The following is a 10,928-nucleotide window of genomic DNA, read 5'->3' on the forward strand; positions in this document are numbered from 1 at the left end:
TTGTTTTAGACAATTACCATTAAAGGCGCTGCGGCTTTTTTATTCAAGTGTTCGGTTTAATTTTACAATCTACCATAAGTTAAATTATCTTTTGCATTATCTCCGCCCAACGCTTGCCAAATGACACGCGCACTACGTAAATACTTATCTTCTGTCGACGGACGCGACGGCACAGTGCTTTCTGGCACATCATTTTCCTTTGGATCACGACCGGGTGTCATCAAGTTGAATTTTTGAATGGCAAAATTAAAAATCACATAATACAAAATCGCAAACACAACCCCTTGCAGTAACAACATATAAGGCTTGTTAGCCAAAGGCATTTTGAACGCTAATACGTAGTCGACTAACCCTGCCGAAAAGCCAAAGCCAGATGTCCAATGGAAAAATGCCGCTACTGCTAAGCTCAAACCAGTTAAAGCTGCGTGAATCAAGTACAGTGGCCACGCAACAAACATGAATGAAAACTCTAAAGGCTCTGTCACACCTGTAAAGAATGAGGCAACACCTGCTGCCAACATTAACGAACCAATCCGTTTCTTTTGCTCTGGTAACGCATTACGATAAATGGCATACGCACCGGCCGGCAAACCAAACATCATAATTGGAAAAAATCCTGCTTGATAACGGCCAGTAATGCCCAAAACACCATGTGAATCCCAAAAATTACCAATATCATTAATCCCGGCAACTTTAAACCAAAAGACTGAATTCAGGGCATGATGTAGCCCCGTTGGAATCAGTAATCGGTTAAAGAAGCCATACAATCCTGCCCCAATCCAACCAAGATTAGCAATGGTTGTTGCAAAAGCAACTAATGCTGCGTAGACAAACGGCCAAATCACAATCATCACAATACTAAATATTAGCATCGCCAAAGCTGTTAAAATCGGTACTAATCGCTTCCCACTAAAAAAAGACAGCGCTTGAGGCAATTTTGTTTGTCCAAATTTATCAAAAAGCGCTGCTGCAACTAAACCAGAAACAATACCAAATAAGACATTGTTGTGCGTTGGTGTACCAAAAGCAGCGTTGACGGCTGTTATTTTCTGACCAAACAAAGTCGCAATATTTTCTGGACGGAGCACATAGTCTGTCAACGCGTAACCAACGACTGCTGCCAAAGCAACCGCCCCATCCTTTTTATTGGACATTCCTAAAGCCAAGCCAACCGCAAATAAAAGCGCTAAGATATCAAGTATCGAACCACCAGCTAACTTTAAAACACCGCTTATAAACCAAGTAGCTGGTAGCCAATTACCAATACCTGTTAAAATCGCAGCTGCTGGTAAAACTGCCACCGGCAGCATCAATGAGTGGCCCATCCGTTGAAAATAATCTTTCATAACCTCACACACTCCAATTTGTGCCAAATGTAACACAAATCTAGTGATTCCTTTCCCTATACTGACATAATACTACTGATAATAACGCTTTTAAGGACAAATAATCATTTTCATGTAAACTTTCATAACATATCAAAATCGTTTTCACAACATATACCAATGTACACTTTTCTACTAAAAAAAGCAAAATATAGCAATAAAAAAAGGTATACCAATTTTGGTATACCTAGGAATGATAATTGACTTTATTTTGTTAATGTTGTCTTTGATACAACTTCCAAATTGTCATCCAAGTCATAAACTAGTGGTTGTCCATTAGCAATTTCAAGATTCAAAATGTCATCGTCTGAGATGTGTTCGATATGCTTAGCTAAAGCACGAAGTGAGTTACCGTGAGCGGCAATGACAACGTTTTTACCAGCTTTCAAGTCCTTTGAAATGTTTGATTCCCAGAAAGGTAATACACGTTCCAAAGTAATCTTCAAATTTTCACCCAATGGCAATTCGCCTTCAGGTACATCGGCATAGCGACGATCAAACGCAGGATATGTCTTGCCTTGAACTGTCATTGTTTCATCGTATGAGTCCAACAATGGTGGCAAAACATCGTATGAACGACGCCAAATGTGAACTTGTTCGTCGCCCCACTTTTCAGCAGCTTCAGCCTTATTTTGACCTTGCAAAGCGCCATAATGACGTTCGTTAAGGCGCCATGACTTCTCTTCAGGAATAAACAATTGACCAGCCTCTTCCAAAGCGTAGTGCAATGTTGTAATTGCACGTGTCAAAACTGATGTATAAGCCTGATCAAATTGGATACCTTCGGCAGCCAACAATTCGCCAGCTTCCTTTGCTTGTTCAACACCCTTGTCTGACAACTTTGTGTCAATCCAACCATTGAATAAGTTCAATGCGTTCCATTCACTTTGACCATGACGGATTAGTACTAATTTAGCCATTTGTTCTAAACTCCTTAGTTTATGTTTGTGTTAATCGTAACGATATCATTATACCACGAAATCACGACACAAAAAAACTCGCCGAAGCGAGTTCTTTCTAATTGGTTATTAGCCCTTAACGATGTTAACAGCTTGCAAACCGCGGTCACCACTTTCAACTTCGAAAGTAACTGCTTGACCTTCGTCAAGAGTCTTGAAGCCGTCGCCTTGGATTGCTGAGAAGTGTGCAAATACATCTTCGCCGTTTTCGCGTGTGATGAATCCGTAACCCTTTTCGCCGTTAAACCACTTTACTGTGCCTTTTTCCATGATATGTTTCTCCTTTGGTGTGCTCACCAAGTAATATTGTTCGTAATCTAAAATAATTGGTACTGAGCGCCTTCCGAAAAAAACAAATCAAAATCAAAAACTTTTATTACCCCATTAGTGTAACACATTCACAGAAATTAGCAAGTAATACGCTAATAACCGTAATTCTTTTTTACTCCCAATTATTGGATTAATTTTTTCACCGATTAAGAACAACTGCAATTGTATCAAAAAAAACGTTTTCAACCTGTTTAAGGCGAAAACGTTGATGACATATTATTTAATATTTAACGCTTTTTTGACTGCTGCAACTTGTAATTGTGCCGCTTTGTCTGGATCCGTTTTTGCCAAAGCAGCTAACTGTGCTTGTTGTTGGGCTAGTGCTTGTTTTTCAGCATCTGTCTTGGGTGTCATTTTTGATTGCAATGACTTAGCTTGAGTCGTCGTCAAAGCAACCCAAGTGCTTGGCACTTGATAAACAACATGCTTATTTTTAAGTTGGTGATTATTGCCACCAATACCAAACATCAACCGCATCGTGGCATTTTTATAGACATAACGCGTTGTTTTTGTAATTTTGTAGGCTTTATTGCCGGAAATATTAGACATACGAGAACTGGTCTTCAAGTTGGGCTTTGCAACAGTTGTCTTTTTAGCATTGTCTGTGGCACGGTAAACATAGACATTTTCAGCGCCGTTTGTACCAACACCTTGATAAAGCAATAGACCAAATCCCTGTGACGCCGTTCCGGCTGTGTAGATTTGTTTTTTGGTTGTCGTGGTGACTTCCTTCATACCGTAGTGTGAATTCATGTTAGCCGCAACGCCAGCAACACTTGCAATCAACCCAACAAACATAATCACTGTTGTTACAATACGTATACCACGATTGGTAATCATCATATTGGCTACAAAGGCCAAAATAGCAAATAACGCTATCAACAAAATAATCATTAGGCTGCGTCCTCCTTGTGTGCTGGTGTGTTAATTTTGCCACTGTGTAGTAAGAATGTAATTAACAATGCAACAAGAGCAAATCCTGCGGCCAACAAGAATGAAGCGTGGAAGCCGTTTAATGTTGCATCTATTAACTTATTAGCATACGACAATGGATCTTGGCCTTTAAGTGAAGCAGCTGGCTTATTGTTGTCAGTAACAGACTGCATGACTGATGCCAAAATTGCCGTTCCCAATGAAGAAGCAATTTGGCGCATCGTGTTGTTGGCAGCTGTTCCTTGGGCGGCTGTTTCAGGTGACAAAGCACCCATAGCAGAAGCTGTCAACGGCATCATTGTCATCGCAATACCAAACATACGTAATGTGTATAGTGCTGTGATAAAGTGTTGCGACGTATCAGCGGTCATATAAAATAGCGGTACCGTACCAATCAACAAAATAGAAAATCCAGTAACGGCTAAGCGCTTGGCCCCATGCTTATCATAGAAAGCACCAGCAATCGGTGACATAATTCCCATCATCAACGCGCCGGGAAGTAACGTCAAACCAGAATCCAACGGCGTTAAGACTCGGATATTTTGCATATAAATTGGCAAAACCATTTCAACACCAATCATAGCCATCATAGCTAGTGACACTAATATTGTCGTAATGGTAAATTGCTTAGACTTGAAGACAGACATATCCAAGAATGGCTTCTCCATGCGAGATTGATGCCACATAAATTCAATTGTAATCAGCAATCCAGCAATTAATGGCAGAATAACCCAACCAAAATCACCCCATCCGTGGTCTGAAACCATGGCAAATCCAAACAAAATTAGACCAAATCCAAACGTTGATTCAATCAAAGAGCGCACATTTAGTGTCACTTTTTTCGTTGGTAAAATGTTGCGGAAATATACAAATGAAGCAATCATGACTAAAATAACAACTGGTAGAATAACGCCAAAGATTGAGCGCCATGAATTTTCAAGCGTGAAGCCTAAAATGGTGTGATCTTTTTCCAAAATCCAACCTGACAGCGTCGGTCCAATGGCAGGTGCCATTCCAACAACTAATCCACCAAGACCCATCGCTTTACCACGGGACTCTGCGTCAAATAAATTCAACGAAATCACTTGCATCAATGGCATCAAAACACCAACAGCCATGGCTTGCAAAACACGTGCCACCATGAGCATCCAAAAGGCATTAGTTGGTGTCACAAACGCCAGCAATGTACCAGCAGTGAACAACCCAAGCGCTGATAGATACAATGTTTTTGTTTGAATTCGTGTTGTTAAGTAAGCTGAAACCGGCACCATAATCCCGTTAGCCATTAAGAAAATGGTTGTCAACCATTGCACTGTTGAGGCGTTAACATCAAACGCTTTCATCAATGCAGGTAATGCTGTCCCCAAAGCTGTTTGCATCAGCATTACAGAGAACACACCGACCAACAACACAATCATCATGGCGATGCGGTTGACTGGTTTCCCCTTTGTGTCTACTATTTTATCCGACATATCAAAATCCTTTCATTCGTTTTCTGCTATTTACAGAAAACACTTTAGTTCTTCGTTAGGTTCAAAAAGCTATTTTACGCTTTAAAAAAAAATTGTCAACTTAGTTGACAATTTTTTATCGATTATTATAAGTGATATTTTTCACATCGTGCTGATCGTTCAATGTAACAATCACATCCGCTAAAGATTTCGTAGGTAAAATATAGTGATCCAAATTGGTTTGATTCGTTGTGTCCCAAACCTTCATTACCAAATCGCTTAGCTCGTCTAGTGGCATTTTGGCATATTGATAGCGCCAGCTAGATGGATCATTCTTGGCTAAAGCCGTTTCTTGCAAGGTACGTGACAAATACCATGACTTAATATTATCCAAATCTGCGGTGACAAAAATTTTGAAATCTAACACATCCTCTGGTAATCGCAGGGCTGTTACACCCTCAACAATTAAAATATTGGGTCGGGTGATAGTTTGCAGTTGTGTTGGGTGAATGTCAGCCAATTCTTGCGTATAAAGTGGTATCTCGATCTGCTCACGACCAACCTTAAAATCTCTAATCACTGTTGCCATGCGGTCCAAATCGTACGTTTGTGGAAAACCTTTTTGTTCAAAAATGCCGGCGGCCAACAATGTGTCATTAGACATCAGAAAATCATCCGTACTAATCACACTAGTCGTCAAGCTTTCCTGATGAAATAATGCTGCCAAATTATTAGCAAATGTACTTTTGCCAACTGAAACTGAACCGGTAACACCAATTACCATGAAAGGTTGCTGATAGCGTTTCAAAATTTCATTGACTAACTCGTTCATTTTTCAACCTCATAACGTTCGGCACCGACATGGTCCAACAACGGTGTCACTGACTTTTCAGCCAGCAATGTCAAACGATGCATCGCGCGTGACGCAACTGTATACAATAGACGACGTTCGTCTTCTGCCGCATATCGTGTCCAATCCGCGTGCCAAATGACAACTGCGTCAAATTCCAGTCCCTTAGCCAAATACGATGGTACTATGATAGTTCCCAGTGCTAAACGTTGATTCTCTGATTGAATTAATGTCACACTTTTATCAGCCAATTGTTGCGCCAACAACTTCGCATCAGCGAGTGTTTTGGTGATAATAGCTGTCGAATCTTGGTCTTTGGCATTTTGTTGTAACTGCTGACGTAGCTTATTCAGCAAGTCAGTTTCATTGTCAGCGATTTTCACAATTGGCTTCTCGCCATTACGATTAAACGCTTCAATGTCTTGCCCACCTAATAAAATGTCTTTGGTGAAATCAGTAATTTGTTGTGTCGAACGGTAAGTTTGTGTGAGCTTAACCGTGTCTACCCGCTCTGGGTCAAACAAGCTAGCCAAATCTTCCTGCAAATTAGCCGCATTATCCTTGGTGAAAATTGCTTGGTTAAGGTCACCGAGCACCGTGAACTTTGCCAATGGGAAGCTAAACTTTAAGAAAGCTAATTGGAACGGCGTATAATCTTGCACTTCATCAACGAATAGGAAGCGAATATCACGTTCGCCATGCTTACCAGTCATCAAATCATATAAATACAAATATAACGTTGTGTCCGCCAGTGACATTTGATGATTCTTGAGATTTGCCACAACGTGTTCAACATGCGTCTGCCACTCTGCTTCTGATAATTGATAAGCCGCTAAGTCAAAGAATCTTGGTAACTCATGCAAGAAATCAATAAATTGCGCATTGATATTAAGGAAACTAGCACGTCTCACTTGTCTTGCCAAAGGCTTCAAAGCGCGTGTCGTAATTTGCTTGGCCAAGAACTTGCGCTCAGCTTTTTCACTGGTAAATTCTCGTTCTTGTTCCCCAGCACCTAATTGTGTGCGGCGCGTCACTGCTGCTGCGTCGTTTTCTTCATTATCGCCCATACGGACACGCCCAGCGCCAACAAGCTCATCATATTCCTCTTTAGATAGATTTTCAATTTCTAAATCTACCCAATCTTTACGCATCTCTGTGCCAATACGGCTGCTTAGCATACGCATAAGTGTGTCGCGCGTTGCGTCCAAACGTTGACTTAACTTGTAATTTTCGTTGTACTGATAATAAATTTCTGCCATGCGTTCTTTGGCGATAAATGGTTCGCCTCTAAACATAATGCTGCGGAACTTCATCCCCTGACGTGTCAAAGAGTTGGCATAATTGGTGACGGCGTTGAACATGTCAACACTACCTTTGGCCAATGCCAGTCGATTATTCACATGATCCAATTCAAAGCGTTCTTGCAACGTTTCTACTGACATTTTAGGTAAACGACGTGAGGCGTACTGGTAAAATGTCATTTGGACCATATTCTGTTCACCTAACTCAGGCAAAACTTGATCAATATAATCATTAAATAGTTGGTTGGGACTAAATAGCACCACTTGACCACTGGTTAATTTACCGCGGTAACGATAAAGCAAGTAAGCCACACGTTGCAAAACGGCCGCCGTCTTACCAGAGCCGGCTGCACCTTGAACAAATAAGAGATCAGCCGACGTATTACGGATAATCTTGTTTTGCTCTTTTTGAATGGTTGTCACAATTGACTTCATCTTGGTTGATGATTCGCCACTCAAGGCATTCATCAACATAGCGTCCCCAATTGCCTCTTCCGTGTCAAATAACGTCACAATCACGCCGTCTTCAATTTGAAATTGACGTTTCAGCGTGACATTGGCTTTTTGAGTGCCATCCGGTGTCAAATATTCAACTGGTCCAATGCCACCGTCATAATAAATAGAAGCTACTGGTGCACGCCAATCATAGACAAAATAGCGATTGTCGTCATCACTAAACGACCCCAAACCAATGTAGATGGTTTCTGGTTCACCGCTTTCTGACACGGATTCGCTAAAATCAATACGTGCAAAATACGGATTATGAATCTGCTTATTTAAAACTTCATAGCGACGTTCTGCCCGTGACTTAGAATTTTCACGTTCAGACAACATTTGTTGTTGCTGGCGGACAGACATAGCTGTTTCAACAATACCGGAATAGGTATCCGTTTTGAGACGCACATCTCCCCAACTTTTGGAAACGTCAGAGATGTTTTTGTTTGTCCGCTTAATTTCTAGCTCGGTATCAGTCAAAGATTGGTTCATGGCTGATAGTGTTGTCTTCAAATATTGCTCTTCAACTTGCTTAATTTTTTCGTCCAAAAACGCGTCCCACTCTCTTAAATTTCAATGATATAATTATACGCTTAGATTGAATAAATGAAAAGGAAAAGCGCTTAAATGATTAACATTTAAGCGCTTCTTCTGTTTACGGCGTCTCACTCAACGTCCATGTCAATTCTGATTCTAGTTGTTTGCCAAGCAATGCGGTATTAAGCACAGTGCTTGGGTTCAACCAAATGCTGAAGTTTTTGGTTGTATCATGATTAAAAGCAATACTCTTGGTCTCAGTCGCTGATGTGCCCGACCAGAAACTGCTAGCTCCCGTGGCTAAATCACTAGTGCCATATTTAATCTTCAAGTTTGACTTGGCAATCTTAGCTGACTCACCATCAGTTGTCCAGTCACTCGTTTGTGCCACGGTAACATTATACGTTGTACTGTTATCTAAATCTTTTAAGGCCACTGAACCAGTTGCCATGTTGGTTGCCAGCGGACTATTGCCGTTAAAGAAGTCACTGGCTGCTAACGTACCAAAATTAAGTGATGAAATCGTGTTGATAGCAGGTGTTGGCTGAACCCCTTGTGCCCACACGTAAGTCACTGGTTCTGTTCTATCAGCGTACATTTCCGTAGTTGTGACTAATGCCCCTGCTGGTTGATGATCTGTACCTGTACCAATGTTCTGCCAACTGGCAGCAGTTGTCACATAACTAGTGCCCGGAATCGTTGTACCAACTGCGGGAGCTGCTGTGAAGCTAGGATCAGCGGCGAATTGCACATTTTCTCCGAGGGTGATTTTCCAGAGACTAGACGTACCGGCAAACATGTTAGTTGCCGTAGCACCGGAAGTAGTCCAGCTGGACAAATCTAGTGTTCTCAATTGGCTAATATTTGCAAACATCTTTGTAAAAGTTGTGACTTGTGTGACATCAAAACCACTTACATCTAAGCTAGTGATTGGAATTTTAACACTATCACTATTATCAGCAAACATGTAAGACATATTAGTAACGTTAGTTGTTTTAAAGTTGGTTAAGTTTAAATCGTTTAAACGGCCTAATCCAAAAAACATGTTGCTCATAGAGACATTAGTCGCCGTACGACCAACACCCCAGCCAGACACATTCAAACTTTTTATATCCCACGCTTGGGCAAATGTCATGCTAAATGTAGTCACCTTTGAAACATCCCAACCACTGACATCTAAACTTTCAAGTCCAGTGCCTCTGAACGTTTCAGATAAGTCTATGATATTGGTCACTTTAAAGTTGGTCAGGTTTAAAGTTTTGAGTTGGCTGGTAAAAGCAAACATATATCGCATACTTACGTTGGTTGCCGTATGTCCAATATCCCAACTTGATAGATTAAGTGTCACGAGTTGCGAATAGGTAAACATGAAATAGAATGATGTGACTTGAGTTACATCCCAGTCACTCAGGTCCAAGCTTTTCACACCACTGTAATAAAACATAACCCCCATATCAGTGACGTTAGTCGTTTTAAAGTTTGTTAAGGTCAAATTGGTCAAAGCACTGGTGTGATCAAACATACCATACATGGTAACATTTGTTGCTGTACGACCAACACCCCAATCCGATAGGTTCAAGGTCATTAATTGTTTGGCATTGCTGAACATATTATAAAATGACATGACCTGAGTCACTTTCCAACTACTAAGGTCTAGGTTAGTTATAATAGTGCCTTGAAACATACTCTTCATATTCGTCACATTATCCGTATATGAGTTAGTAGCATCAAACGCTGTTAAGTTGTCCAGACCAGAGAACATACTTGTTGCATTAGCTGGTAAATTAACTGTTCCCGTAAAACTAATTGAAGTGACAATATCAGGATCAACATCATACGACTCCAAATTAGCCACAACTGTTAGTGCGTCTTGAAATGTACCACTACCGTATATCAATTCACCAGTGTCTGGGTCGAGTGTCCAAGGTGACGTGCCGTGATAACCGCGAAGAATAGGATCATATGTTTCACCAGTCTGTGCCCAAACTATGGTGAGGGGACGCGGCGCTGTATTTGTTGTTATTGTCTTTAAGTTGCTCAATACTTCCCCAGCGGGTAGATGATCAGTTCCTGCACCAACTAATTGCCAATTGGCTGCACTAGTAACATATGTAGTCCCATTATCTGTGATATGTGTACCAACGTCGGGCGCTGATGGAATAGTAACTGGTGTGTCTCCTTGAAATTCAAAGTTAGCACCAATTGCAATTTTCCACAAGCTGGGCGTGTTAGCGAAAAAGTTTTCCATGCAAGTACCGGACATGGTGTGGTTAGTCGCAATATCTAAATTAACTTTTCCAAGTTTGCTCAAACCAGAGAAGAAGTTTCTCATGCTCGTCACGCTGCTTGTATCAAGATTAGCACCGTCAAACGACTGTAATTCAGTTAATCCTGTTAGAAAATTATCCAAATTAGTTGGTGCAACGACTGTCCCCTGAAATGACACGGATTTGACAAGTGTTGGATCGTATCCTTCGTTCGTAATATTGGTTGCAATGTTTTGATCTAATGTACCATTTGTGAAAATCAGCTCACCCGTTGTGTCATCAAGTGTCCATGATGAGTCACCATTCTCTCCTGACAAGATTGATTGTGTAGCCACTTTTGATTTATGGTAGATTGCAAGAATTAACCGAACACTGCAAACTGCTGAAAAACCTTTCGTGGTGATTGCCAGTTGAGTGTTT

Annotated in this window: 7 protein-coding genes and 1 pseudogene; all 8 read right to left on the reverse strand. The window is 41.0% G+C overall.

Annotated elements, in window-relative coordinates; translation table 11 throughout:
• Positions 1-101: 101 nt before the first annotated feature.
• Positions 102-1,346, reverse strand: a pseudogene (locus IEU71_RS09105) (PTS transporter subunit EIIC); the annotation flags it as partial.
• Between the two features lie 245 nt (positions 1,347-1,591).
• Positions 1,592-2,305, reverse strand: a complete 714-nt coding sequence (gpmA, locus tag IEU71_RS09110) for a 2,3-diphosphoglycerate-dependent phosphoglycerate mutase (protein WP_004912306.1) — start codon at positions 2,303-2,305, stop codon at positions 1,592-1,594.
• A gap of 108 nt (positions 2,306-2,413) precedes the next feature.
• Positions 2,414-2,614 carry a cold-shock protein gene (locus IEU71_RS09115; protein WP_004912309.1) on the reverse strand — a complete coding sequence of 67 codons (201 nt, stop codon included), beginning with the start codon at positions 2,612-2,614 and terminating at the stop codon, positions 2,414-2,416.
• Positions 2,615-2,890: 276 nt separating this feature from the next.
• On the reverse strand, positions 2,891-3,568 hold the full coding sequence (locus IEU71_RS09120) for a DUF4811 domain-containing protein (RefSeq protein ID WP_004912312.1): 678 nt from the start codon (positions 3,566-3,568) through the stop codon (positions 2,891-2,893).
• Positions 3,568-5,079 (reverse strand): MDR family MFS transporter, encoded by a 1,512-nt coding sequence (locus IEU71_RS09125; RefSeq protein ID WP_004912315.1) that lies wholly within the window; start codon positions 5,077-5,079, stop codon positions 3,568-3,570. Before IEU71_RS09125 ends, IEU71_RS09120 begins: the two co-directional genes overlap by 1 nt.
• A 115-nt stretch (positions 5,080-5,194) precedes the next feature.
• The gene (locus tag IEU71_RS09130; protein WP_004912318.1) at positions 5,195-5,890 is read right to left on the reverse strand and encodes a nucleoside/nucleotide kinase family protein; all 696 of its coding nucleotides are present in this window, start codon (positions 5,888-5,890) and stop codon (positions 5,195-5,197) included.
• On the reverse strand, positions 5,887-8,253 hold the full coding sequence (gene helD, locus IEU71_RS09135; RefSeq protein ID WP_004912321.1) for an RNA polymerase recycling motor HelD: 2,367 nt from the start codon (positions 8,251-8,253) through the stop codon (positions 5,887-5,889). Before helD ends, IEU71_RS09130 begins: the two co-directional genes overlap by 4 nt.
• A gap of 106 nt (positions 8,254-8,359) precedes the next feature.
• A partial coding sequence (locus IEU71_RS09140) for a BspA family leucine-rich repeat surface protein (RefSeq protein WP_242030667.1) occupies positions 8,360-10,928 on the reverse strand: 2,569 nt, incomplete at its 5' end.

The organism is Leuconostoc falkenbergense, assembly GCF_014634805.1.
Classification (GTDB): Bacteria; Bacillota; Bacilli; order Lactobacillales; family Lactobacillaceae; genus Leuconostoc; species Leuconostoc falkenbergense.